General features: G+C 64.5%; 25 protein-coding genes, 2 tRNA genes and 1 pseudogene. 16 read left to right on the forward strand and 12 right to left on the reverse strand.

Annotation, left to right across the window (positions count from 1 at the left end; genetic code table 11):
• Positions 1–5: 5 nt before the first annotated feature.
• Complete coding sequence (locus tag FB389_RS09775; RefSeq protein WP_142113729.1) at positions 6–1,787, forward strand: DEAD/DEAH box helicase; 1,782 nt, start codon at positions 6–8, stop codon at positions 1,785–1,787.
• Here the strand turns inward: FB389_RS09775 and FB389_RS09780 are convergent.
• A complete protein-coding gene (locus tag FB389_RS09780; protein ID WP_142113731.1) occupies positions 1,784–3,097 on the reverse strand; it encodes a nicotinate phosphoribosyltransferase in 1,314 nt (437 codons plus the stop codon). The two genes, FB389_RS09775 and FB389_RS09780, sit on opposite strands and share 4 nt — an antisense overlap.
• A gap of 74 nt (positions 3,098–3,171) precedes the next feature.
• Here FB389_RS09780 and clpS point away from each other — a divergent pair, with 74 nt between their 5' ends.
• From clpS to rdgB, 6 genes are all read left to right on the forward strand, one after another.
• On the forward strand, positions 3,172–3,489 hold the full coding sequence (clpS, locus tag FB389_RS09785) for an ATP-dependent Clp protease adapter ClpS (protein WP_142113167.1): 318 nt from the start codon (positions 3,172–3,174) through the stop codon (positions 3,487–3,489).
• Positions 3,489–4,166, forward strand: coding sequence for a DUF2017 family protein (locus tag FB389_RS09790; RefSeq protein WP_142113169.1), 678 nt, complete (start codon positions 3,489–3,491; stop codon positions 4,164–4,166). Before clpS ends, FB389_RS09790 begins: the two co-directional genes overlap by 1 nt.
• Before the next feature lie 66 nt (positions 4,167–4,232).
• On the forward strand, positions 4,233–5,057 hold the full coding sequence (gene murI, locus FB389_RS09795; protein WP_142113170.1) for a glutamate racemase: 825 nt from the start codon (positions 4,233–4,235) through the stop codon (positions 5,055–5,057).
• The gene (locus tag FB389_RS09800) at positions 5,054–5,854 is read left to right on the forward strand and encodes an MBL fold metallo-hydrolase (RefSeq protein ID WP_142113172.1); all 801 of its coding nucleotides are present in this window, start codon (positions 5,054–5,056) and stop codon (positions 5,852–5,854) included. Before murI ends, FB389_RS09800 begins: the two co-directional genes overlap by 4 nt.
• A gap of 28 nt (positions 5,855–5,882) precedes the next feature.
• Entirely contained in the window at positions 5,883–6,659 is a 777-nt protein-coding gene (gene rph / locus FB389_RS09805; RefSeq protein WP_142113174.1) for a ribonuclease PH, read from the forward strand.
• Positions 6,656–7,303 carry an RdgB/HAM1 family non-canonical purine NTP pyrophosphatase gene (gene rdgB / locus FB389_RS09810; RefSeq protein ID WP_246043612.1) on the forward strand — a complete coding sequence of 216 codons (648 nt, stop codon included), beginning with the start codon at positions 6,656–6,658 and terminating at the stop codon, positions 7,301–7,303. Before rph ends, rdgB begins: the two co-directional genes overlap by 4 nt.
• 22 nt (positions 7,304–7,325) lie before the next feature.
• Here the strand turns inward: rdgB and FB389_RS09815 are convergent, their stop codons facing one another.
• The 5 genes from FB389_RS09815 to trmB form a co-directional block, all read right to left on the reverse strand.
• Complete coding sequence (locus tag FB389_RS09815; protein WP_142113176.1) at positions 7,326–7,748, reverse strand: DUF3054 domain-containing protein; 423 nt, start codon at positions 7,746–7,748, stop codon at positions 7,326–7,328.
• Positions 7,749–7,840: 92 nt separating this feature from the next.
• A complete protein-coding gene (locus FB389_RS09820; RefSeq protein ID WP_142113177.1) occupies positions 7,841–8,515 on the reverse strand; it encodes a metal-dependent transcriptional regulator in 675 nt (224 codons plus the stop codon).
• Positions 8,516–8,585: 70 nt separating this feature from the next.
• Entirely contained in the window at positions 8,586–10,379 is a 1,794-nt protein-coding gene (locus FB389_RS09825; protein WP_142113179.1) for an ABC-F family ATP-binding cassette domain-containing protein, read from the reverse strand.
• 7 nt (positions 10,380–10,386) lie between these two features.
• A complete protein-coding gene (locus tag FB389_RS09830; RefSeq protein WP_142113181.1) occupies positions 10,387–10,947 on the reverse strand; it encodes an NUDIX hydrolase family protein in 561 nt (186 codons plus the stop codon).
• A 63-nt stretch (positions 10,948–11,010) separates the two neighbouring features.
• Positions 11,011–11,727, reverse strand: coding sequence for a tRNA (guanosine(46)-N7)-methyltransferase TrmB (trmB, locus tag FB389_RS09835; protein ID WP_170207953.1), 717 nt, complete (start codon positions 11,725–11,727; stop codon positions 11,011–11,013).
• 165 nt (positions 11,728–11,892) lie between these two features.
• On the opposite strand from trmB, the gene FB389_RS09840 reads away from it, so the two are divergent.
• Positions 11,893–12,198: a DUF3467 domain-containing protein gene (locus tag FB389_RS09840; RefSeq protein WP_142113185.1), complete on the forward strand. Its 306-nt coding sequence runs from the start codon at positions 11,893–11,895 to the stop codon at positions 12,196–12,198.
• Between the two features lie 100 nt (positions 12,199–12,298).
• Here FB389_RS09840 and FB389_RS09845 read toward each other — a convergent pair.
• Positions 12,299–12,380: transfer RNA gene (locus tag FB389_RS09845), tRNA-Leu, on the reverse strand.
• A 32-nt stretch (positions 12,381–12,412) separates the two neighbouring features.
• Positions 12,413–12,886 (reverse strand): thioredoxin-dependent thiol peroxidase, encoded by a 474-nt coding sequence (gene bcp, locus FB389_RS09850; RefSeq protein ID WP_142113186.1) that lies wholly within the window; start codon positions 12,884–12,886, stop codon positions 12,413–12,415.
• A 176-nt stretch (positions 12,887–13,062) separates the two neighbouring features.
• On the opposite strand from bcp, the gene FB389_RS09855 reads away from it, so the two are divergent.
• Positions 13,063–13,986 carry a cation diffusion facilitator family transporter gene (locus tag FB389_RS09855; RefSeq protein ID WP_142113188.1) on the forward strand — a complete coding sequence of 308 codons (924 nt, stop codon included), beginning with the start codon at positions 13,063–13,065 and terminating at the stop codon, positions 13,984–13,986.
• 22 nt (positions 13,987–14,008) lie between these two features.
• Here FB389_RS09855 and FB389_RS09860 read toward each other — a convergent pair whose 3' ends face one another.
• Complete coding sequence (locus FB389_RS09860; protein WP_170207954.1) at positions 14,009–15,004, reverse strand: sulfite exporter TauE/SafE family protein; 996 nt, start codon at positions 15,002–15,004, stop codon at positions 14,009–14,011.
• Positions 15,005–15,268: 264 nt separating this feature from the next.
• Between FB389_RS09860 and FB389_RS09865 the strand changes: the two genes are divergently transcribed.
• On the forward strand, positions 15,269–16,051 hold the full coding sequence (locus tag FB389_RS09865) for an acetoin reductase (protein ID WP_142113192.1): 783 nt from the start codon (positions 15,269–15,271) through the stop codon (positions 16,049–16,051).
• Between the two features lie 167 nt (positions 16,052–16,218).
• On the opposite strand, the gene FB389_RS09870 is transcribed toward FB389_RS09865, so the two are convergent.
• The gene (locus FB389_RS09870) at positions 16,219–16,707 is read right to left on the reverse strand and encodes a hypothetical protein (protein WP_142113194.1); all 489 of its coding nucleotides are present in this window, start codon (positions 16,705–16,707) and stop codon (positions 16,219–16,221) included.
• 293 nt (positions 16,708–17,000) lie between these two features.
• Here FB389_RS09870 and FB389_RS09875 point away from each other — a divergent pair.
• The 6 genes and pseudogenes from FB389_RS09875 (at position 17,001) to istB (ending at position 22,295) form a co-directional block, all read left to right on the forward strand.
• Positions 17,001–17,074 (forward strand) — tRNA-Lys (locus tag FB389_RS09875).
• Positions 17,075–17,379: 305 nt separating this feature from the next.
• Positions 17,380–19,815, forward strand: a complete 2,436-nt coding sequence (locus FB389_RS09880; protein ID WP_142113196.1) for a M1 family metallopeptidase — start codon at positions 17,380–17,382, stop codon at positions 19,813–19,815.
• 358 nt (positions 19,816–20,173) lie between these two features.
• Positions 20,174–20,242, forward strand: a pseudogene (locus tag FB389_RS10750) (hypothetical protein); the annotation flags it as partial.
• Between the two features lie 49 nt (positions 20,243–20,291).
• Entirely contained in the window at positions 20,292–20,648 is a 357-nt protein-coding gene (locus tag FB389_RS10755; protein ID WP_246043722.1) for a hypothetical protein, read from the forward strand.
• Between the two features lie 11 nt (positions 20,649–20,659).
• Complete coding sequence (locus FB389_RS10760; protein WP_246043613.1) at positions 20,660–21,430, forward strand: Mu transposase domain-containing protein; 771 nt, start codon at positions 20,660–20,662, stop codon at positions 21,428–21,430.
• A 49-nt stretch (positions 21,431–21,479) separates the two neighbouring features.
• On the forward strand, positions 21,480–22,295 hold the full coding sequence (istB, locus tag FB389_RS09890) for an IS21-like element helper ATPase IstB (RefSeq protein WP_142113198.1): 816 nt from the start codon (positions 21,480–21,482) through the stop codon (positions 22,293–22,295).
• Between the two features lie 375 nt (positions 22,296–22,670).
• Here the strand turns inward: istB and FB389_RS09895 are convergent, their stop codons facing one another.
• A complete protein-coding gene (locus tag FB389_RS09895; protein ID WP_170207955.1) occupies positions 22,671–24,140 on the reverse strand; it encodes an Ig-like domain repeat protein in 1,470 nt (489 codons plus the stop codon).
• Between the two features lie 483 nt (positions 24,141–24,623).
• A complete protein-coding gene (locus FB389_RS09900) occupies positions 24,624–24,842 on the reverse strand; it encodes a hypothetical protein (RefSeq protein WP_142113202.1) in 219 nt (72 codons plus the stop codon).
• Positions 24,843–25,040: the final 198 nt, after the last annotated feature.

The following is a 25,040-nucleotide window of genomic DNA, read 5'->3' on the forward strand; positions in this document are numbered from 1 at the left end:
AGGCGCTGATCGAGGATCCCGAGCCCACTGTTGCGCCCGTGCGCGTGGCGGCCGCGCAGAACCTATCGCCGGCGTTCCCCAGTCGTGCCCCGTGGGGCACGGCGACCAAGCTACGAGCATGGCAGGCGGCGGCACTCGACCTCTACCAGCGCAGCCAACCGCGCGATTTCCTGGCGGTGGCAACCCCGGGAGCGGGTAAAACGACGTTCGCCCTGCGCCTGGCAACAACCTTGCTGGATGCGGGCGTGATCAACCGCGTCACCGTGGTCGCGCCCACCGAACACCTCAAACACCAGTGGGCGCAAGCGGGCGCGCGCGTAGGCGTGCGCCTGGATTCCAACTTCCGTAACTCCCAGGGCACGCACGGCTCGCACTTCCACGGAGTCGCGGTCACGTACGCGCAGGTTGCCGCGAACCCGGCGCTGCACCGCGCCAAGACGCAGGCGGGTCGCACCCTGGTGATCCTCGACGAGATTCACCACGCGGGCGATTCGCTGACCTGGGGTGACGGGGTACAAGAAGCGTTTGAAGGCGCAACGCGCCGATTGGCGCTGACAGGCACGCCGTTTCGGTCCGATACCTCGCCAATTCCTTTCGTGACCTACGAAGAGGACCGCGAGGGTGTGCGCCGATCCAAGGCCGACTACACGTACGGCTATGCCGAGGCCCTGCGCGATCACGTCGTGCGCCCGGTCATCTTCATGTCGTACTCCGGTTCGATGAGGTGGCGAACAAAGAGCGGGGACGAGGTCTCCGCCCGCCTGGGGGAACCGCTCACTAAGGATTTGACCGCACAAGCGTGGCGGACGGCGCTCGACCCCTCCGGGGAGTGGATCGCGCAGGTGCTCGCCGCCGCGGATAGGCGACTCACCGAAGTACGTCGCTCGGTCCCCGATGCCGGCGGCCTGGTGATCGCCTCCGACCAAAGCGATGCGCGCGCCTATGCCAAGCAGCTGCGCGAGGTGACCGGGCAGGCACCCACCGTTGTGCTCTCCGACGATACGGGCGCCTCCGAACGCATCGAGGAATTTGCGGGGGACCCCAAACGGCGATGGATGGTGGCCGTGCGGATGGTTTCGGAGGGCGTTGACGTCCCGCGCCTGGCCGTGGGCGTGTACGCGACTTCCACCGCCACCCCGCTCTACTTCGCCCAGGCGGTTGGCCGGTTCGTGCGCGCGCGCAAACGCGGGGAGATAGCCTCGGTGTTCTTGCCCTCCGTTCCGCACCTGCTGGGACTGGCCAACGCGCTGGAAATTGAACGAGACCACGCCCTCAACAAGAAGCGCAGCGCCGACGACGATTTCAACCCCGAGGATGCGCTGCTCGCGGCGGCAAATCGGGAAGAGAAGGCCTCGGATTCGTTATTGGAGCAGGGAGGTTTTGAGGCCCTCGAGGCGCAGGCTTCCTTCGATAAGGTGTTGTTCGATGGCGGAGAGTTCGGGCTGGGGGCGGAGCCGGGTTCCGATGAGGAAGCGGATTTCTTGGGTCTGCCGGGCCTGCTGGAACCGGATCAGGTGTCGAGCTTGCTGCGTTCGCGTCAGGCGCAGCACATGAAGGCGGGGCCGACCCCCGCAACCGATCAGTTCGACCATCGGCGCGCCACCGAGTTGCGCAAGGAACTGCAAAAACTGGTGTCTGCGTGGGCGCGCAGGTCGGGGCAGCCGCACGGCTCGATCCATGCGGCGCTGCGGCGCGCCTGCGGCGGCCCGGAGGTTCCCCAGGCAACACCCCAGCAGATCGAGGCCCGGATCGCCACCGTGCGGCAGTGGTTCGTCGGTAAACGCTAGATAGGTTCTGCCTGGGCGTGGGTCACCGGCACAGCGGGTTCCCCGGATGACAAGCGCAGTGCGGTCAGCGGCAGTTCGCCGCGCGACATGCGGTGCCGCTGTGCGGCGCGGGCCAACCCGGCTACACCCCGGTTGGCGGACACGATCTGGCCGCCGTCGATGTGAATCACGTGCAGGTCCCGCGAACCGGCCGGCGCTTGCGCGGCCCGCACCGAGGGCTCATCGCCCACTAGGACCAAGTCGTTGGTGGCGACTCCCGCGTCGCTGAACTGCCTCAAAAGTCGCTTGTATCCGCCCAGGCTCGGTTTGCCCGCGGACCGCTTCGCCACGGGCACCATGTCCCCGGAGTCGTCGCTGCGCGCCACCAACTTGTAGACCATGGAGCAGGTGGGAGCCCCCGAACCGGTGACCAAACGCGTCCCCACCCCGAACGAATCGACGGGGGCCGCGGCGAGCGCCGCGATCGCGTACTCGTCCAGATCCGAGGTGACCGTTATCTTCGTCTCGTTGGCGCCCAGCTGATCTAGAATCTCACGCACCTGCGCGGCCAGGATTCCCAGATCGCCGGAATCGATGCGGACCGCCCCAAGCTCATCCCCGGCGGCCGCCACCGCCCGGCGCACCGCCTCGGGAATGTCGTAGGTGTCCACCAGCAGCGTGGTGTCACGCCCCAACGTCCGCACCTGCGAATCGAACGCCTGCTGCTCGTCGTCGTGCAGCAGCGTGAACGCATGCGCTGCGGTGCCGATGGTGGGGATATCCCACAGCTTTCCGGCGGCCAAGTTGGATGTCCCCGCGAAACCCGCCACGACGGCGGCGCGGGCCGCGGCGACCGCGGCCGCCTCGTGGGTGCGGCGCGCACCCATGTCCAGGCAGGGGCGCGCGCCGGCGGCGGCCGTCATGCGGGACGCCGCCGCCGCGACGGCGGAATCGAAGTTCAGCACCGAGAGGATGAGGGTTTCCAGGACCACGGCCTCGGCGAACGTGCCCTCGACCGTCATCAGCGGGGTGTCCGGGAAGTAGATTTCACCCTCCGCTAGCCCGCGGATGGTTCCCGTGAATCGGTACGCGGACAGGTAGGTGGCGGTGGCCTCGTCGATAATTCCTGCCCGCAAAAGGTAGGCGATGTCCGATTCGGTGAACCGAAACCCGTCGATCAGTTCGAGCAGCCGCCCCACTCCCGCGAAGACACCGAATCGCCGCCACGAGGGTAAGCGTCGAGTGAACACCTCGAATACGCATCTGCGCTGCGCGGTGCCATCGGCAAGGGCCGCCCGCAGCATCGTCAATTCGTACATGTCGGTGAGCATCGCCGGGGAAGCGCCACCAAGAAGCGAAGTATCCACACCTTTACGTTACGACGTTCCTGGCTAGACTGGAGGGTATGGCACAGCGCGATGAGGCGGAACTGGGCTCTGCGACGCGGCTTTCACCCGAGGGGGAGGTTGCGGTTCTGCGTTCCCCGGCTCCGCGGTGGCACGTCGTCGTCTGGGACGATCCCGTCAACTTGATGACGTACGTCGAATTCGTCTTCAGGCGTCACTTCGGGTACGGCGCTGACCACGCCCGCCAACTCATGCTGCGCGTGCACAACGAGGGCAAGACGATCGTTTTCACCGGCTCGCGTGAACGCGTCGAAGCGGACGTGCAAGCCATGCACCAGTTCGGGTTGCAGGCAACCATGCAAAGGGCCGAACAATAATGGTCACCCCATTCCTTGAAGACGGCGCTCTTTTGGTGTCCTACCTTTCGGTAACGGAGGCGTTCCTGCTGCAAAACACCATCGAGGCCACGCTCTACCTCCTCGAATCCGAGGGACCCGCGGATCGTGGAAGCAGCCGGCCCGCGGGCGGCCTGGAGGAACCGCCCAGCATCGCCGACCACCTCACCGCGGCGCTGGCCGAGCGCGATGGTGCCCGGCGGCCCGCCGACCCCGCGCTGATACGAATGTTCCCCGATGCCTGCGCGGATCAAGCCGTCGCCGCGGAGTTCCGGGCGATGACGCAGCCGGAACTGCGCCGCACCAAGGCGGACCGCCTGGACCGGATGCTGGTGAGCCTGAACGGAGGCAACCAGGTCGATCAGAAGCTGACCACCGGTCCCGTGGCTTTCGAGGTGAGCGCGGGCGAAGCGCAGGGATTCGCCGCGGCCATGACCGACATGCGCTTGGTAATAGCGGAGCATTTGGGCGTGAGCGCCGATAGCGATGTCGAGGCGGTTTACGAGCGCGTGCAGGCCGTGGTCGAGGCTTCGACCCAGGACGAGGCGTACGAAGTAATGTGGTTGGACGCGGAACGGCTCGCCTTCGTCGTGCTGGCTAATCTGCAGGGCAACCTGATCGAGGCCCTGTGGGACCTGCCCCACGGGGCGTTGAATTAGTCACGTCCGGGCCGCGCGCGTCCCCAAAGCCGGTGGCACCGGAGCAAAGCCGAGTAGGCTGTTGGCGTGAACGACGCACCCATTGGCATATTCGACTCTGGCGTCGGTGGCTTAACGGTCGCGCGCGCCGTTTTGGACCTGCTGCCGAACGAATCAATCATCTACATCGGCGACACGGCGCATTCTCCCTACGGCCCAAAACCGTTGGCGCAGGTGCGCAAGCTCGCAATCGACGTGATGGATCGCCTGGTCGAAAAGGGCGTGAAGATGCTGGTGATAGCGTGCAACAGCGCATCGGCGGCAGTGCTGCGCGATGCGCGCGAACGCTACACCGTTGGGCGCGGCGTTCCCATCGTCGAGGTGGTCCTGCCCGCCGCCCGCCGCGCCGTGGCGGCCACCCACTCGGGACGCATCGGCGTCATCGGAACCCAGGCCACGGTCGATTCGCGCGCCTACAACGACGCGCTCGCGGTGGTGCCCGGCATGGAGATTTTTTCCCAGGCCTGCCCGGAATTTGTCGAGGTTGTGGAGGCGGGAATCACCACGGGACCGCGGGTGCTGGAACTCGCCCGCGGCTACCTGGAACCGCTGCTGGAAATGGACATCGACACCCTTATTTTGGGCTGCACGCACTATCCGCTTTTGGCCGGCGTCATTTCGTATGTGATGGGTGACAAGGTCACGCTTGTCTCCTCGGCCGACGAAACAGCGCGCGATGTTTACCGCACGCTGGTGGCCCAGGATCTGTTGCGGGACCCGGACGCGGGACCGGTGCACCACCGGTTCGTTTCCACCGGCGACAACGACGTATTCCTGCGCCTGGCTCGCCGGTTCCTCGGCCCGGAGGTCGACCAGGTCGAACGCGAAATGCGCAGCGAGCCGGTCGCATGAAACTGACGGTGGTGGGGTGTTCGGGGTCCTACGCCGGCCCCGAAAGTGCTGCCTCCTGCTATTTGCTGCAAGTAACGGACGAGCGCTCCCGTCCCTGGAATATCGTCCTCGATTTGGGTTCGGGCGCCTTCGGAGCGCTGCAACGGTTCGTCGAACCGGTCGAACTGGACGCGGTGGCGCTGACCCACCTGCACGCCGACCACGTGGCCGACGTGTCGGGCCTTGACGTGTACCGGCGCTATCACCCCATGTACTCCGGCAGGTGCCTGCGTGCCCCGTTGTTGGTGCTGGGGCCCGCCGAGACCCCGCAGCGGTTCGCGGCACTGTGCGGCGAGCGCCCCGTGCCGGACCCCGAACCCGCGTTCGCGTTGGCCGCCTGGAACGTCGGGGAGCCCGTTAGGATCGGACCGGTCACGATTACGCCATACAAGGCGTGGCACCCAATCGAGGCATACTGCCTGCGCATCGAGGGGCCCAGCGAAGCGGAACCGGGACGGAACGTGATCCTGGCGTTTTCGGGCGACACTGCGCTGTGCGACGGGCTGATCGAGGCGGCGTCCGGTGCGGACCTGCTGCTGTGCGAGGCCGCGTTTGTTACGGGCCGCGACGACGCTATCGAGGGGTTGCACCTCACCGGATCCCAGGCCGGTGCCGCGGCCACCCGCGCCGGGGCCCGGCGACTGGCGCTCACCCACATCCCCGCATGGAACACTCCGGGAGTGGCGCTTGCCGAAGCCCGGCAATCTTACGCCGGCGAGGCGTGTGAGGTCACCGTCGGCCAACAGTTCGTGCTGTAGGCCGCCACACAACCGATAGGCTCAAGAGATGACGACAAACAATGACCACGTCGTGCGCGCAGACGCCCGCGCGACCGACCAACTCCGCCAGGTTCGCATCACCCCGGGGTGGTTGGACTCGGCGGAGGGCAGCGCCCTCATCGAATTCGGCGCAACGCGCGTCTTGTGCGCGGCATCCTTCACTCAGGGCGTCCCGCGCTGGAAGAAGGGTTCGGGGCAGGGCTGGGTAACCGCGGAGTACGCGATGCTCCCGCGCGCCACCAACAGTCGCTCCGACCGCGAATCGGTGAAGGGCAGGGTTGGCGGGCGCACACACGAAATATCGCGGCTGATCGGCAGGTCGCTGCGGGCGATCGTGGACGTCCGCGGCCTGGGGGAGAACACGATACAACTCGATTGCGACGTCTTGCAGGCCGACGGCGGTACCCGCACGGCATCGATCACCGGGGCCTACGTCGCGCTGGCCCAAGCGATCGAATGGGCGCGGGCCAAGGGCATCATCGCGCCCGGGGCGCAGGTGCTCAAGGACTCCGTCTCCGCGGTCAGCGTCGGTATCGTGGGCGGCGTTCCCATGCTCGACCTGCCCTACGAGGAGGACGTGCGCGCCGACACCGATATGAACGTCGTGGTGACCGGAAGCGGCCAATTCGTCGAGGTGCAGGGCACCGCGGAGCACGCGCCGTTCGACCGGGCGGAACTCAACGAGCTGCTGGACCTGGCTCTCATTGGCACAGGCGAGTTGGCGCGAATCCAGGGTGCGGCGCTGGCCGATCCGTCCCCAGCCCCCGCTAGGACCGCGCGGTGAGCGCAGCGGTGCACGTTCCGGCTGGGGCAAAGCTGCTGCTGGCCACCGGCAACGCGCATAAGCTGGGGGAGTTGCGCGCGATCTTGACGGCGCCCGGGGGCGTCGCGGGGCTGCGACCCGAGCAGATCATCGGATCGGGGCAGTTGGGGGTCCTGGAGCCGGTCGAAGACGGCGTTACCTTCGCGGAAAACGCGCTCATCAAGGCCCGCGCGCTGGCCGCAGCGACCGGGCGCGCGGCTATCGCCGACGATTCGGGGCTGGCGGTCGATGTTTTGGGCGGTGCGCCCGGAATCTTCTCCGCCAGGTGGTGCGGGCACCACGGGGACGACGCGGCCAACCTGGCACTCCTGCTAGCGCAGCTGGCCGATATTCCCGCGCCGCACCGCGGGGCGGCCTTTGTGTGCGCGGCGGCGCTGGTTCTTCCCGATGGGACCGAAATCGTCGAGCACGGACGCCTGGAGGGCACGTTGCTGATGCAGCCGACCGGCGCGGGCGGTTTCGGCTACGACCCGATCCTCGTCCCCGCAGGAATGGACCGTTCCTGCGCGCAACTCACCGCGGACGAGAAAAACGCGATCTCGCACCGGGGGAAGGCATTCCGGGCGCTGGCTCCGGCCATCGCCAGGGAGGTCGGTCGCCGCTAGTCCGCGCGGCGAATCCGGGGGACTAGCGCGGGCGCTGCTGCTTTTCCATCGCCGTTGCCAGGGCCCGCCAACCGACCAAGAACAACGCCAGCACTACCGCGGTGATCGTCATCATGATGGGGTCGCTGCGCTGTTGCTTGACGATGGCCAAGATCGCCAGGCCAACCGTCGTCGTGGCCGCCCATATCCCTAGGCCGACGGGTTTGATCGCGGCGGGGTTCGTTTTCCAGGCGCGGGTCGCCAACCACGCGAGGGCGAGCGCGGGCAAGAAGCACGCCAGCAGCAGGCCGATCGTCCCGAGCGTCAGGCTGTGTGCCATGGCCGCAAGCAACACGAAGACGACGACGCTAACAACGTCGGAGATGATCGCCTTGCGGACTTGCAGGTGGGTGGCGGCTGGACTGGGCGTGGGGCCAGAACTCGCTGGCTGATTGCTTCGGCTCACGCCAAGTATCGTAGCGCCTTGCGCATTGCGTCCGTGTTGCCGCGGCCGGCCCGCGGCAACCGCCGGCGCGGCGCCGCGCGGATCGGGTGGAGCTACTTGGCCTCGCTGACATACAGCGCATCGGTCGCGGTCGCTCCCAGCGCAACAGCCTCCGCGTCACCGACATGCACCATTACCGAATCGGTAAACGGTGCGCCGGGCTCGATCCGCAACAGCGTGCCAATGACCATCCCGTTGTCGGAAAAGTGCTGCAAGAGCGCGGGGTCCTCGTCCGAAATTCTTTCGATCACGACCCGCAGTGGCGGCGTCAGGTCGGATAACCGCTGCGCGCGCGGCATCTCGATGTCCCCGGCGGCCGTAGGTATCGGGTCGCCGTGCGGATCGCGGCGCGGGTGGCCGAGCAGGTCGTCAACCCGCTCGATCATGAAATCGGAGACGGCGTGCTCCAGCGATTCGGCCTCGTCGTGGACCTGATCCCACGTGTAGCCCAGCGTTTCCACCAGGAAGGATTCGATGAGCCGGTGGCGGCGCACCATTTGCAACGCGAAGCCGCGCCCGCGGTCTGTGAGCTGCACATCGCCGTAGGGCGTATGATCCAAGAGCCCTTGCGCCGAAAGCTTGCTGACCGCCTCCGATACGGTCGACAGGCGCAGGCCCATGCGCGCCGCGATCCGGCGGGCGGTGATGGGATCCTGCGACCATTCGCCCAGCCCCCACACGACCTTGAGATAGTTCTGGGTGCTGGCAGAAAGCTCCGAAACCGACATGTAGACGATTCTAGTTGCGCCAGCACGCAGGCGCCGCACCCGCGCTCGCTCACCGGTTTCGCCTAGATCGCTATTCGAGCAGGGCCGACTGCGTCAGCCACTGTTCCTCCAGGTCATCGATCTGGCCGCGCAGCGCCGTCAGCTCCGCGCCCATCTCGCTCAACCGCACGTAGTCGGCCGGATCGTGGGCGTCCATGGTGCGTTGCAGGGCGCCTGCGGTTGCGGTCAGCTTCGCGATGCGTCGCTCCAAGCTGGCGGCCTCCTTTTGGGCCGCGCGCCTGTCGGCACCGCTAAGCTGGTCGCCGGGCGCGCTTGCGGCGCTGTCCTCGCTCCGATTTTCGATTGGCACGGACGAGGCCGCCTGATCCTTCGCCAACCGTAGATACTCGTCAACGCCGCCGGGAACATGCCGCAGGTGTTTGTCGAAGATCGCGTATTGGTTGTCGGTCACGCGTTCCAGCAGATACCTGTCGTGGCTGACGACGATCAGGGTGCCGGGCCACGAATCGAGCAGGTCCTCCATGGCCGTGAGCATGTCGGTGTCGACGTCGTTGGTCGGTTCGTCCAGGATCAGCACATTGGGTTCGGCGAGCAGGACTAGCAGGAACTGTAGGCGACGTTTTTGTCCGCCCGATAGCTCGCCGACACGGGTCGATAGGTGTGCACGGGAAAACCCCAACCGCTCCAAGAGCTGGGCCGGTGTCACGTCCTTGCCCTCGACTTCGATGGTTGTCTTGGTGCGCGCAAGTACTTCCCTGACGCGGTCACCGGCGATGTCTTGCAGCTCCGTGAACTGCTGATCGAGGGTGGCGAGCTGGACTGTCTTGCCGCGTTTGACGCGCCCACCGGTGGGTTGCAGTTGCCCGGAAATCAGCCCCAGCAGGGTTGACTTCCCGGCGCCGTTGGCGCCCAGTAGACCGGTTCGTTCGCCTGGACCGATCCGCCAGGTCACGTCCCGCAGCACCTCGTGATCGCCGAATGCGACCGACACGTCCTCGAGGTCCACCACGTCCTTGCCGAGCCGCGCGGTGGCCATCTTGGCGAGCGCGACGGTGTCGCGCAGCGCCGGGACGTCCTCGATGAGCTGGTTGGCCGCCTCGATGCGGAACTTCGGTTTGCTGGTGCGCGCGGGTGCTCCGCGCCGCAACCACGCCAGTTCCTTGCGCAGCAGGTTTTGGCGCTTGGTTTCGATGACTGCGGCCTGCCTGTCGCGTTCGGCGCGCGCAAGAACGTAGGCCGCGTATCCGCCTTCGAACGGTTCGACTATTGCGTCGTGGACCTCCCATGTGGAGGTGGCGACCTCGTCCAAAAACCAGCGGTCGTGGGTGATCACCAGCAGCCCGCCGGCGCCGCGGGGCCAACGCGAGCGCAGGTGGTTTGCCAGCCAGGTGATGCCCTCGACGTCGAGGTGGTTAGTTGGTTCGTCCAACCCGATGACGTCCCAGTCGCCGGTCAGCAGCGCCGCTAGCGCCACCCGCCGCCGCTGTCCGCCGCTCAAGGTCCCTATTTGCGCGTCAAAGTCGATGTCGGTGACCAGGCCCGAAATGACATCGCGCGTTTTCGGATCCGACGCCCACTCGTGATCGGCGCGCGTGCCGACTATCGCGTGCCGCACCGATTCGTGAGGGTCCAGGCTGTCCGCCTGCCCTAACATCCCAACTCGCAGACCGCCCCGGTAGGTTACGCGCCCGGCATCGGGGGCAAGGGTCCCCATGAGCATGCGCAGCAGGGTCGACTTGCCGTCGCCGTTGCGGCCGACGATGCCGATGCGGTCGCCTTCGGCAACGCCGACGGTTACGGCATCGAAGACGACCTTGGTCGGGTATTCGAGGTGCAGCTGTTCGCCGCCAAACAGGTGGGCCATCTGAACGCTACAGCCGCCCCACGTATGCCAGGGCCTGCCGCAACAAGACGTCTTGCCCGCCGGACATTTCCGCCAAAACGTCGGGGTGCAAGGCCTGCTCGGGGGTGAGCCACGCAAGCTCTAACGCGTCTTGCTGCGGGGCGCAATCGCCGCGCACGGGGACCACGTAGGCCAGCGAGACGGCGTGCTGGCGAGGATCGAAGTACGGAGTGATTCCCGGGGTCGGGAAGTATTCGGCCACGGTGAATGGTTGCGGCGAGGCCGGTATGGACGGCAGCGCCATCGGCCCCAGATCCTTTTCGACGTGCCGCACCAGCGCGTCACGGATCCGCTCGTGGTACATCACGCGCCCGGACACCAAGGCGCGAGTGATCTGGCCGTTTTCGGTGACGCGCAGCAGGATCCCGACCTCGACGACGTCCCCGGCCGAATCGATCCGCACCGGCACCGCGTCGACGTACACGATGGGCAGCTGCGCGCGGGCGCGGCGGATGTCGGATGTCGATAGCCAGTGCGCGGGCTGGCGCTCTGGCGGCTCAAATTCGGGGAAATCGACTGTCTCTGTCACTGGGGTGCTTTCCTTCGATGAGCGCGGGGCATTGGTTCCCATTGTGCCCGACGCGGGGGCGGGCTAACGGCGGGTGGCCGCGAAATCTGTGACCGAGCGCCCTTCGTCGTGCGCCTTGGCCTCGAATCGGGTCAGCGGGCGCAGATCGAACCGGGAGGTTGGGCCGCCCTCGAATTGGGACGAGTCCCGGATCACCTGGCCGATCTGGTCAGCATAATCGGGCCAGTCCGTCGCGATTCGCCAGGTCCCGCCCGCTTTGAGGACGCGGGCGGCCAGGTCTGCGAATGAGTCCGAAATGAGGCGGCGCTTGTGGTGGCGGGACTTGTGCCACGGGTCGGGGAAAAAGACCCACAGCTCGCTGATGCTGCCTGCGGGCAGGGTTGCTTCCAACAGAGTGGTGGCGTCCGCGTGCACGATGGCGACATTGTCAAGGTCCGCCTGTCCTGCCCGGCCCAGGATGCCGGCGACTCCCGGGGCATAGACCTCGCAGCCGATGAAGTTAGTCGCGGGCAGCTGTGCGGCGGCATGCGCGATCGTTTCACCGCGGCCCGACCCTATTTCGAGGATTGTTTGCGCCGGGCGCGCGAAGTGGTGCTGCGGATCCCAGCGAAAATCGGGATCGATGCCCATAGCGGAGCTGTCGCGCGGCAGATCAACAAGGTAGCGCGGCCCGTATTTGTCCCAGTGGCCCTGCAGGCGGGGACCCAGGCGCGAGGAACGCTGGACATAGGAACGAATCTGGCGACGCGGAATAGCCTGGTCGCCTGGTGAGGTGTTCATCAGGTGAAGCCTACCGACTCGCGGGGGCGAATCGGAAAGCGGGTGGGGGTGGACGCCTTGCGGCGGCCTTGCGATGGCCTTGTCCGCGGGCCGGTGCGGGGGCTGCGGCCCACAAGACGATACTCTGTATCCGGCCGACATTGCGGCCCGACCAAGGAGACCACCATGAGCGAAGCTGCTGAACACGTCGAATTCCAGATCGAACTGCCATCCGATGTCGAAACGGGCGTTCCCGCCGACTTCGCCTCGTTGTGGCACACGCCAACGTCGTTTGTCATCGACTTTGTTGCCACCAAGGGGCCCGCGCAGATGGGTCCCGGAGACGACGGAGACAACGTGCAGGTAATCCCCGCAAAGGTTGTTGCGCGGATCCGCATACCCCCGGAGCAGGTGTTCGAGTTGGCGAAGGCGCTGACCCAACAGCTGTCGATGTGGGAGGCCGAAACCGGCCGATCCGCGTCGGGGGAGTAGTCCCGCCGAAAAAGGCGGTCGTCGCTCCCTGCCCCCGCAGGCCGCAGACGTTCCGCGAAACGAAGCGTCGCCGCATCCATCGATGCGGCGACGCTTGTTGTGCGCGAGGTGGGACTCGAACCCACACGTCCGAAGACACTAGGACCTAAACCTAGCGCGGCTGCCAATTACGCCACTCGCGCGCGACTTAGAATTCTAGCGTGAAAATCGACCGCTAGTTGTCAATCCCGAGAATTCTCCGCAGGCGGGCGACGTGACCCGTGGCTTTGACGTTGTACTGCGCCAATTCGATCTTGCCGTCCGCGTCAATGACGAAGGTCGAGCGGATGACGCCGCGGGTCAACTTGCCGTAGAGACTCTTGTCGCCGTATGCGCCGTAAGCATCCAGGACCTTCTTTTCCTGGTCGGAGACGAGCGGGAAGGCCAGTTGCTCCTTCTCGGCGAACTTCGCCAGCTTGGCGGGGGAATCCGGGCTGATGCCGACCACCGCGTAACCGTGCGCGGTCAGTGAGCCAAGGGAGTCGCGAAAATCGCAGGCCTGCTTCGTGCAACCGGGGGTCCCGGCGGCGGGGTAGGCGTAGAGGACGACTCGTTTACCGCGCAGGTCGCCAAGGTGCAGGGTCCCGCCGGTGGCCGTGGGGAGCGTGAAATCGGGAGCGGTATCCCCGGGCGCAAGCGTGACGGACATGAAAACCAGCCTCCTAGTGATTGGCGCGCGGTCGGCGCCGGTCGCCTCCATTATTGTCCGATCGGCTGGCAGAGTCCTGAAGGGATTGTAGGTTTGGGAGGCGGGGCGCTCGTCGGAAATGTCACAGGCCCGGGTGACAATGGTCTTCGCTACACACACGTTCGAAAGGGATCACGATGTCGAGTCACGGTGGAAATAAGGCCATCATTGCCGCGCTGAGTGCCAACCTCGGCATCGCGGTCACCAAGTTTGTCGCGTACCTGCTGACGCATTCATCGTCGATGCTGGCCGAATCGATCCACTCGGTCGCGGATTCCGGCAACCAGGTCTTGTTGCTGATCGGCGGGAAGAGATCGCGGCGGGCCGCCGACGAGGAACACCCCTTCGGCTACGGGCGCGCGCGGTATCTATACGCGTTCGTGGTGTCGATCGTTTTGTTCTCCCTTGGTGGGCTGTTCGCGCTATACGAGGCCTGGCACAAGTGGGCCGACCCGCACGGAATCGAGGGCAGGTGGTGGTGGGTTCCGCTCGCAGTGCTGGTCGTTGCGATAGGGATGGAGGGCTATTCGTTCCGCACCGCGATCCATGAGGCGAACCCGCAGCGCGGCGGTCAGTCCTGGACGCGATTCATCAAATCGTCGAAGGCACCCGAACTGCCGGTCGTCTTGCTCGAGGATTTCGGGGCGCTGATCGGTTTGGTACTGGCACTCGGCGGCGTCGGCATGACGCTGGTGACCGGCAACGGTCGGTGGGACGCCGCCGGCACCGCGGCGATCGGTGTGTTGCTCGTTGCAATCGCGGTGATCTTGGCCGTGGAGACAAAATCTCTGCTGTTGGGTGAGTCGGCCACGCCCGGTGACGTCGCAAAGATTCGCGCGGCGCTGGTCGGTCCCGGGGTCGAACAGGTCATTCACCTCAAGACCATGCACTTGGGTCCGGAGGAATTGCTGGTCGGCGCGAAGATCGCGGTACACGGCACCGATTCCGCGCGGCAGGTCGCGCAGGCGATAGATGCGGCGGAACAGAGGGTGCGTGCCGCCGTGCCTATCGCGCGGGTGATCTACCTGGAACCCGACATCCGCGACGTCGCGAACCGGTAGGACCGTACGGGGCCGCGGTTGCCTACTTGTCGGCTGCCTCGCCGACGGCGGCGCTAGCGGGTTGGGTGCTGTGCTCGGCGGCGCCAGCGGCGTCCTGCGCGGTGGCGGATCGCGTTGCCATCCCCGCGTCTCGCCGCGAGTGCAGCCGTCGCCGGATCGCAATCCAGGCGATGTTCCCGATCACCAGCGCCAATACGGCGCAGATCAGCACCCAGGTGCTGGGAACGCCGATGAGTTTGAGCCCGGACGCGAGGAGAAGCACGGCCAGTGCGCGCCGAATCAACCCGCCCGGTGCGCGGCTGGATACCTGTGCGCCGATCCAGGCCCCGGGCACCGCGCCGATCAGAAGCGACCCCGTGATCCCGAAGGAAAAGTCTCCGAACGCCACGTGCCCCAGGGCCGCGGCGCCGACAAGCGGGATCGCCTGGACCAGGTCGGTGCCAACCAGTTGCGATGCCTTGAGCGTCGGATAGAGCACTAGCAGGACGATGATGACGATCGAGCCGGCACCCACTGAGGTGACTCCCACCATCAGCCCGGCGACGGCACCCAACAGCGCCGTCGCGAGTGGTCGCACCACTATCCCGTCCGGCTTCGTCGGCTTCGCGGGGCCCTCGCCGATCGGCGTCGCTCGTTGAGTCATGCCGTGGTAGGCGCGCAGGACCAGCCCCGCGGTGGCGATGAGCAACGCTATGCCGAGCGAGACCTTGAGGATGTGGTCCAACCCCTCGCCGTGCGGCAGGGATTGGGTAAATAGCGCGCCCAAGAATGCGGCGGGCACTGACCCGATGCACAGCCACTTGACCAGCGACCAGTTCACGGTCTTGCGACGAATATGGACTATCGCGCCAGCCGGCTTCATGAACAGGCTCACCACTATGTCGGACGAGATCGCGGTGAGCGGGTTGACGTTGAAAAAGAACACCAACATCGGTGTCATCAATGCGCCGCCGCCCATGCCGGTCAGGCCGACGAGGAAGCCGACGACCAGGCCGCCGAAAATCATTGGGAAGTCCATGGCCACCTATATCTAGCGAATCGCGTAGTCCCACTTGCTTAGTAGTGATTGACAAGTCTAGCCGATGGACCAAGGTGGGGTAATTGTCTCTCTCGTCACGTATCGCTGATTCCATATGAAACGCCTTGATTGCGGGCATATGGTGGAACAGGTTGAAAACAGCCGAATTGGCCCAGTTCGTTCGCTAGGCGGCGATGGCTGGCAACGCGCCGCGGCAAACCGCCCCGGCGTGTCAACGTTGGAACGAAAGAGGATCCTTTCAAGATGTCCGATAACAAAGTTGCGTTGGTTACCGGGGCGGGCCAGGGAATCGGTCGCGCAATCGCATTGAAGCTTGCAAACGATGGCTACGACATCGCCGTCGCCGACCTGAGTTTCCAGGAAGAAAAGGCGCAGGGTGTCGTTCAGGAGATTGAAGCGCTGGGGCGCAAGGCAATTTTCGTCACCGCCGATGTCTCGAAGCGTGACGAGGTCTTCGCGGCCGTCGACGCCGCAGCGACCCAGCTGGGAAGCTTCGATGTGATCGTCAACAACGCGGGAATTGCGCAGGTCAAGCCGCTTGAGGAGGTGACGGAGGAAGAACTCAACAAGATCTTCTCCATCAACGTCAACTCCGCAGTCTTCGGCATCCAGGCCGCGGCCGCAAAGTTCAAGGAACTGGGCAAGAAGGGAAAGATCATCTCCGCGGCCTCAATCGCCGCGATCAAGGGCTTCCCGATCCTGGGCGCCTACTCGGCGTCGAAGTTTGCCGTGCGCGGGATCACGCAGGTGGCCGCGCAGGAGCTGGCTCCGTTTGGCATCACCGTCAACGCGTACGCCCCGGGCATTGTCGGGACCGGAATGTGGGACCTTATCGATGAAAAGCTCTCGGAGATCAATGGCAAGCCCCGCGGGCAGAACCTGAAAGAGAACGTAGAGAGCATCTCGCTCGGCCGCATCGAGACTCCCGAGGACGTCGCCGGGGTGGTGTCGTTCTTCGCTTCGCCGAACGCCGACTATGTCACCGGCCAGGTGCTACTGGTCGACGGCGGAATGCTCTATAACTGATCGAAAGATACGCAGATTGAGGACGAGTTCCCCGCCTCCGGGGGCGCGTCCCCGATCGTTGCGGGTGGTGGCGCCGGGGTGGCCGCGAATCGATTCGCGGCCACCCCGGCGCCTTTCCCCGATGCTGGAATTTAGGGAAGGCGTGTTCGGGGCGCGGCGGCCTCGTCCTAGCTCATCCAGTTGTTGACGTACGTGAATGTGGTAAAGACAATCTTGCCGTTCTTGCCGATCTTGGCCCGCGCACTCATGGCTTGAATGATGTCGAGGCCCGCGGGGGACTTCAACGATTGCTCGGCCGTGTAGTCGCAGGCGACGGTGCGGTTGATGCGACCGCAGTTCGTGTACGTCTTTTGCCGCTTGACGTTGCTGTCCTGGAAATAGCCGCGGTACTTGATGGCGAGGCGGGCGGTCTTCTTCGAGCTTGTGTACTTTCGGGTCTGCTTGAGGTTCTTGGCCTTGGCGGCCCGCAGCAGCTTCTTGAACGCTTTTCTTGTGGCTTTCGCCGTCGGCACCTTCGCCTTGGGTGCCCGCGCGGTCGGTGCCGACGCTGTCGCCGCGGATGTGGGGCTCGGTGCTGCGGGGGAGGCCGCGGCCGCGGCGATGCTTCCTCCCAGCGCTAGCGCTAAGGCGGACAGTGTGGTCGTGATTCGGTTCATGGGTCTGTGATTCCTTGCCGCAGCCGCGCTGCCTGTGAGGTGTCGATCGTGTCTACATCGTCGCCGAGATCGTCTCGCGGCGCTACCGCGCACACCATGTCGGCCAGGTGTGAGCGAGATCACATAGCCAATTTCTGTGCGGGTCCGCGGTCGCGCACCGCGCGCGCTCGCGGCGACCGGGATCGATGCTGGGGTGCGGATGCTTGGGATTGCAACGGTTCCCGCGACCCGGTTGGCGGCCTGCTCGCTCGATTTTGCATTTCCGTATCGACGTTGGTAATGTTTCTTCTCGCGCGCCATTAGCTCAGTTGGTTAGAGCAGCTGACTCTTAATCAGCGGGTCCGGGGTTCGAGTCCCTGATGGCGCACTCGCAAAAGCGGCCTTGACCTGGGTAAACTCGGGTCAGGGCCGTTTGCGTTTACGGGCCAATTTGATTGTAGGCCCCATGCTTCATGCTCGCGCTCCGCGCGTGCTGCTAGCGCCCCGCACCTGCGTCCGGCGCACCACACGCTGCCGCCGCGAGCCGGCTAGGCTCGCCGCCCTGGGTCGGTCTGAGGGATCGCCACGGGGTGCAATCAAGTAGTAAAGAGAACGAAACATCTAATTCGTACCCTGTGATGAGTCTGGCATCGCCCGTGCCAGGATCCTACTGATGTGACTAAGGCGGCAATAATGCAATCAGCCTCCCCTCGTCGACGACCGCTACGCAGCAAGGCCGTCGCCTTCCTACTCCCGCTGACGCTGGCAGCTTCGCTATCGCTTGCTGCCGCACCTGCGCAGGCTGTGGAACCCGTGGCGGGTCCCCAAACTGCTGGGGACGCGCTGTTCCCGAACGTGGGCAACGGCGGATACGACGTTAAGCACTACGACATCTCGCTGGCGTGGACGCCCGGAACAGTCGTTAGCCCCACCCTGAGCGATGCGACGATCGAAGCGACTACGACTATCAAGGCCACGGCGGAATACCCGCTCAGCAGCTTCTCGCTCGATTTCGAAGGCCTGGAGATCGACTCGATCACCGTTGACGGAAATCCGGCCACCTGGGTGCGTGATATTGATGCCGAGCAGATCAAGTACAAATTGGTCGTGACACCTTCTAGCCCCGTTTCGGGTGACTTCACCACGGTCGTCAAGTATCACGGTGCGCCTAGCATCCACACTGACGCAGACGACAGCTGGGAAGGTTGGGTTCCGACAACGAATGGTTCCATCTTTATGGGCCAGCCCATCGGATCCATGACCGGGTACCCGAACAACAACACGCCGAATGACAAGGCGACCTACACCGTCTCGCTGAACATTCCATCCTCCATCACCTCGAGCGCCGGAACGGGTAGTGCGGCTGCGATTAGCAACGGCGAACTGGTCAGCATCATCCCGACCGCCGATGGCACGCGCAAGACCTGGGTGTGGAACCAGACAAAGCCCATGGCGACAGAACTTGTGCTCATCTCCATTGGCAAGTACGACATGGTTAAGGACTTCGTCACATTGAGCGACGGGTCCAAGATTCCGGAGTATTCGTTCTACGACTCCGACCTGAACACAACGAACAAAAACACTGCATTGACGGCTCGCGGCAAGTTGCAGACCATTATCCAGGGCCTTGAGTCGATCTACGGTCCCTACCCGGGCAAAAGCACCGGCATCGTCATTGACACCGTGCCTGGCGGAATTAACTATGCGCTAGAAACCCAGGATAGGTCGTTCTTCCCAAGTGCCAACAGCGCAAATGGCAACACCTTGATCCATGAGCTAGCCCACCAGTGGTTCGGAGACAACGTCTCACCTAAGGACTGGAACGACATCTGGATTAACGAGGGTATGGCGACGTGGGGTCCCACCTACTACAACAATGCAATCGTCGGTACTAACCCCGCCGCAGTTGAAACCACCTATTTCAACACGTGGAACAACAGGGCGGCATCCAACGGAAGTTGGAACATCGCCCCCGCTGGGATGACGGACAGTGCAACCCTTTACGAATACCAGACCTACACGCGCGGTGCGCTGTTCTGGGAGGCGTTGCGCACACGAATCGGTGACGACGCGTTCTTTGAATTCGTCAAAGAATGGCAGTCTCGCTATGGCGGCCAAAGTGCCGGCCGCGTTGAGTTCCAGGAACTTGCAGAAGAAATATCGGGCCAAGACCTAGAGGATCTGTTCCAAGACTGGATCTACGAAGCCGGAAAACCTGCGTGGCCTGCGCGCGCAGAACTGTCGCTGGCAGCTACTTCCGAGCCGGCAACGACCGAACCTAGCGGGACCGCTAGCTACACAATCACCGTGAAGAACACTGGCAAGGTCGAATTGGCGGGGGCCACAGTGTCGCTCGATTTGGCAGATGTACTGGACAACGCCACTTTGGCGGAAACCTTGCCGGACGGTCTAGAGGTTACTGGGGGCGTGGCGACTTGGACGGTTCCGACGGTCGCGGTTGATGGATCAGAATCGGTGACACTTGATGTCACGATTGCGCCGAACGCGGGCTGGTCAACTCTCAACGCCAGCGTTTCGACACAAACAACTGGTCTATGGTGCACCGAGGCCTGCTCTGCAGAGCTGACAGTCGCTGATGGGCCCGACGTGGAATCTGCTACTCCGACCGTCTCCGGAAAGGCTGTCGTTGACGGCGCTGTTACGGCTAATGCAGGCTCCTGGCAGGCAGGTGCCGAGCTTGCATACCAGTGGTTCAGCAACGGTGCTCCTATCAAGGAAGCAACGTCGTCGGCGTACACGCCAACCGCAGCGGATCTGGGCAAGCACCTCAGTGTGGCTGTGACCGGTTCGCTGACTGGTTACGGTACGATGACCAAGACAAGCAGCCCAACTGCGAAGGTTGCTGCCGCTACGTTTGCCAAGGCGATCACGGTTAAGGTGACCGGCAAACTCAAAGCTGGCAAGAAACTCAAAGCAAAGGTCGCCGGGCGTGCGGCCCGAACCACCATCACCTACAAGTGGAAGGTCGGTAAGAAGACCGGCAAGAAGTCAACCTTCAAGGTCTCGAAGAAGTACGCGGGCAAGAAGGTTTCACTCACGGTGAAGGTGTCCAAGCCTGGATACATCACTGTCACGAAGAAGGTGAAGACCAAGAAGATCAAGAAGTAGTCGATCTGATCTTGCAGTACCGAGGCGGGGTGTCCCGCGCCCCAACAGGGCGCGGGACACCCCGCCTTTTTCGGCGCCGCAAGACATGAAGGATGTACGACGGATTCTTCCCGGCTACGGTCGCCCGTCGCCGGTAGGGCAGTCACGATAGGCCCGCAACCCGGGCTATTCGGCTAGCTCGCGGCGAGCGGGTGTGCTATTGACGGCGCTCACTGAAATTCCCCACTTCTGCTCATCGAAATTCCCCACCCTGGGTCGCTCCGCCGCATGAGGCGGGCCCTCCCCGAGACTGGTGGTCTCTGACCACGCACCAGCCCGAGGAAGGCCCTACTACTCATGCCCCTCAGAGAGGAGCAGCGTGGACATCCACGCGCTGAAACGGCAGGGATTCACGATCAGCGAGATCGCCCGCCGCACCAACCATGACCGCAAGACGATCCGCGCGTATCTGAACGGTGAACGCCAACCCGGGGTGCGTGAACGCTCCAACCGCGGACCCGTTCGACGCGTTCGTCGACTACGTCACCGCACGGCTTATCGAGGACCCGCACCTGTGGGCGATGACCCTGCTCGACGAGCTGCGCCCCCTCGGCTATGTCGGGTCGTATCCGACGCTCACGCGACAGATCCGTGCGCGCGGGCTGCGGCCAGCATGTGTCGCGTGCGCGCACGTCACGAAACGCCCCAACGCGATCATCGCCCACCCGCCCGGTGAGGAGACCCAGTTCGACGGGTCGAGATGCCCGACCCGCCACAGCACTGGGGGTTCGGACGTAAAACCGCCTACGTCCTCGTCGGGTCGCTCGCACACTCCGGTGTCTGGCGTGGCGTGATCTCCCCGTCAATGGACACCCCACATCTGCTGGCCGCGATGACGACCTTGCTCGCCCTGCTCGGCGGGCTCACCAGGGTGTGGCGGTTCGACCGGATGCGGACCGTTCTTGACCCCACCTCCGGGGACCTGACGGTAATGTTCGCCGCGTTCGCGAAGCATCACGGCGTGACCGCGGTCGTCTGCCGGCCCCGCTCAGGAAACCGGAAGGGCGTGGTCGAGAAGAGCAACCACGCCGCCGCGCAGCGCTGGTGGCGCACCCTTCCCGACGAGCTCACTTTAGAGCAGGCGCAGGCCAGCCTGAACACGTTCGCTGCGAGCCAAGATGCGCGCAGGCGGGAGGGAGAGCACGGGTCGACGACCGCGGCAGCGATGTACGCGGCCGAGCGGCTCAGGCCGCTACCTCAGACGGTGTTCCCCGTGATCGTGACCGAGGAGCGCACCGCGACCCGGCAAGCGCTGATCGACTGGCGCGGGAACCGCTACTCCGTTCCACCCGAACTCGCCACCACGAAAGTCACCGTGTCCTGGCGCCGCGGCGCCGACACCATCGATATCGCCACCGTCTCGGGCACGGTGATCGCACGCCACCAGGTCGCCGAGCCCGGGCTGGGCGTCACCGTCCGCGACACCGGGCATGTCACCGCACTCGAGAGGGTCGCGATGGCGTCCGCGCCGCCGGGGCGCCCGCACCGCCGCAAGGAACGCATCCCGCCCGGGGGCCTGCCGCCCGGCACGCCGCCGCGATACTCACCGGGACCGCGGCGCCCTCCTCGACCGTGATCAGTTTGGCCGCCTACGAGCAGGCCGCGAAGAACAGGAACACCCTCCGATGACCACCACAAACACCCCGATGAAGACGGACGCGTCCGTCTATCAGCAGCTGCGCGGCCACCTCGCCGAACTGAAACTCGCCGGCGCGGCCGACGCGCTCCCCGCAGTCCTCGACCAGGCACACGCCGAGGGATGGTCCCTCACCCACGCGCTCGAGCGGCTCCTGCAGATCGAGGTCACCGCGACCGAGGCCCGCCGCCTTACTGGCAGATTCCGGTTCGCGAACCTCCCCACCGGCGCCACCCTCGCCGATTTCGATCACGACGCAGCCTCCGGCATCGACCGGTCACTGCTTGCAGAGCTCGGCACCTGCCGGTTCATCGATACCGCGACGAACGTGCTCCTGATCGGCCCACCCGACGTCGGGAAGACCCACATCGCCACCGTCCTCGGGCACGCCGCCGTTACCGCCGGCTACCGGGTCTACTTCACCTCCGCCGCCGATCTTGCCGCCCGCTGCCACCGCGCCGCTCTCGAAGGCAAGTGGTCGACGATGATGCGGTTCTTCGCGGGGCCCACCCTCCTGATCATCGACGAGCTCGGCTATCTGCCCTTGCCCGGCGAAGCCGCCTCTGCTCTGTTCCAAGTCATCAACCAGCGCTATTTGAAGACCTCGATCGTGATCACTACGAACCGGCCCGTCGGCGCTTGGGGAGAGATCCTTGGTGATACCACTGTCGCTGCCGCGATGCTTGACCGGCTCCTGCACCGATCCGTCGTCATCACTCTCGACGGCGCCTCGTACCGGCTCCGCCACCATGCCACTGCCGCTGACGAACTCCGCCGGGTCACGACCGGCACGAACCTGCGCTAACCTGACCATGCGACCTGGGGAATTTCGATGAGCAACTCTGAGGAAAATCGCTGAGCGCCGTCACATCCCAACGCTCCCAGCAGATCCCATCCACACGTTCTGACCTATAACCCGCCTTGGGGCTGGACGCACCGGCCTCGATGCCGCGCGGCATCTTTGCCGTCCGCGATGACCGAAACGTTTCACTATTCGAAACCTAGCGCTCCCGGGGTGGCATCGCAATAGACGTAAGGTAGTAAGCCCCGAAACGTTTCGCCGTTGGTGCTACTAGTGCTCGGAACGGGGAATGCAGCGGGCGGTGGCCGTGGCAAAAAAGGGTGGGCCCGGACGGAAAGAATCCCATCCAGGCCCACCCCGGGTTGCATCGCCAGTCGGTTACCTGGTGATCTTCGCCTTCGCGGTCTTCGTCGCCTTGCTTACCTGAGCGCTGCCCTTGTAGGTCACGGTGACCTTCTTGCTTCCTTTGACCTTCTTCGGAAGCGTGATGGTGACCTTGCCTTTGGACTTGGCCGTGAGCTTGCCCTTCACTGTCTTCTTGCCGACCGTGATCGTGACGACACCGGTGACAGCCTTGATTCCCTTCGCCGTCACGGTGACGCGTGCCTTGCCCTTCTTAGCTTTCTTGGCGAGCGAGATCTGCGCGGTCGCCTTGGCGACCTTGCCCGTCGGGGCGGTCACAATCGACTTGGATGCGAAGCCCTCCAGCACCGGAGTGATCTTGAGTGAGATTGTCTTGCCGACGTCGGCTCCACTCACTGCATAGCTGGCCTTTGTCGCGCCCGGGATCGCAATTCCATTGCGGCGCCACTGGTAGGTGAATGACTTCGGGGAGGGGGCCCAGGAGCCGGTGTTCGCCGTCAGCGTCTTGCCCAGAGCTGCTGTGCCCGTGATCGAGGGAACCGTCAACGGGTACGGGCTGTCGCCCCGAGCGAATCGAGGCAGGTCATCGCTGGCCAGTGAGACGCCATAGGTGGACAACTGGCCAGTAGCCGATGCGAACACGGTGAGTCTCACATCATCGTTCAGCGCTGCGGCGGGCACTACCGCGGAGGAAGTCGTGCTGATTAGTTTGGTTCCGTCCGACCAGAAGTACCGGTACGAGGTTGCGTTCTTGAGAGCCGTGGAAACGTCCTGGATCGACGCCTTAGCAGTGAGCGTCGCCCCCACTCGCGGCTGTCCGGAGATGGTCGAGCTGAGCGATCCTGCACTGAGTTCGGTCTTGAGCGCCTTGCCCGTAAGGCTCACTGTCCCCGTGTTCGGAGCGGTGATTGGTGTTCCGAACGATTCGGCGCCGATCACCGTGCTGTTGGTGGTGCCCGAGGTTGCGGCGCGGACATAGTAGGTGCCCGAGCCGAGCCCGTTGATCACCGCGCTGGCCGACCCCGCGGAATTTGTGGTCACATTCGCGGAGTTCGATTCACCCGTAGCGAGGTTGAAGGCAAATATGGCGGTGTTCTTGTTCACTCCGAACGCCGAGAGATTGACCTTGAGCGCGCCGTACTTCTGCGACGCGGTGATGTTTTTGGTCACGTCGACACCATTTGCGGCGATGGTGAACGTCTGCGCGTCGCTCGAGTAGTAGGACTTGGCGCTGCCGCCCAGCCAGGTCGGCTTGTACAGGTAATTCCAGTTTGCGTCGTAACTGTATAGGCGCAGGCTGTAGGTCCCGGGGCCAGCGTAGAAGGAATACGCCCCGTCGATGCCGACGTCGTAGGTCCGAACGTCGTCCCAATCGCCGTCCTCGTAGATGCGCACTAGTTGGACCTCTGCGTGTGCCGGGGCACCCTGGGTCCAGGAGGCGATTCCAGAGATTTTGGTCGATTTCAGCGACAGCGGGAAGTTCACGGTCGCGGTCGCCTCGTTGCTAACAACGAAGGTACCCGTGGAACTGGTGCCCGCTGGTTGGTCCGCTGTTCCACCCAGATACTGCGTGAGCCACCCATCTGAATCCCCGGATTGGTATAAAAGCGTGTAACGGGCACCGAAGTCGGTGCGAACCCTTGCCCGGCCGTTCTCATCGGTGTTGGCGTAGCGGACGTATTCGAATTCCTGGTACTCCGTATCCCAGCGGTAGACCTCGATGTAGGCGTCCTCGAGAGCGGGGGAGAGCGCGATAGTCGTCAGTTGCGAGGGTGCAACTCCGATCGCGTAGTGGCTTCCGGGCGTGACGCTGATGTAGTCGCTACTCGACCAGGTGTCACCGTCGTAAGTGATGCTGTCCGAGTCGGGTAGGCGGAGCCAGAAGTGGCCGTAACTCGCGTCCCAATAGTCGTCGTCCGCGGTATCGATCGAGAACTCGCCGTCCTCATCCGTGTACGTGGTATAGCTCTACTCCCAGTCGTACGGCTCGTCGTCGTATCCGGCGTATAGCCGAACCTCGACTTCGGACGCGGGGGTCGCGGTGCCGTTGCTTGTCACTGTGCCTGTGACCGTTGTCGCCGAGGCTGCATTGGCGGGTGCTGCCGCGCCCAAGACGCCGAGGCTCGCGGCCAGGGCGGTGAAGATAGCGACGACTATCTTCGGGGCGCTTCGGGGGGTAGTGCGCATGGATCCTCCTGCAAGGATGGTTGTGATGTCGCAGCGTCAGCGGCTTCGAACATGGGGTTCGATACGCTACGTGCACAATGCTACCGATCCGCCTGCCACCTGGCTAGTTGTGAAATGCAGAATCTCAATCGGTGGTGTGGAAGCCGGATGCGTCACAACGCGCGGGTGGGGGCGAGCCACCCGACCGGCGACAAGGGA

Source organism: Rarobacter incanus, from assembly GCF_006715765.1.
Classification (GTDB): Bacteria; Actinomycetota; Actinomycetes; order Actinomycetales; family Cellulomonadaceae; genus Rarobacter; species Rarobacter incanus.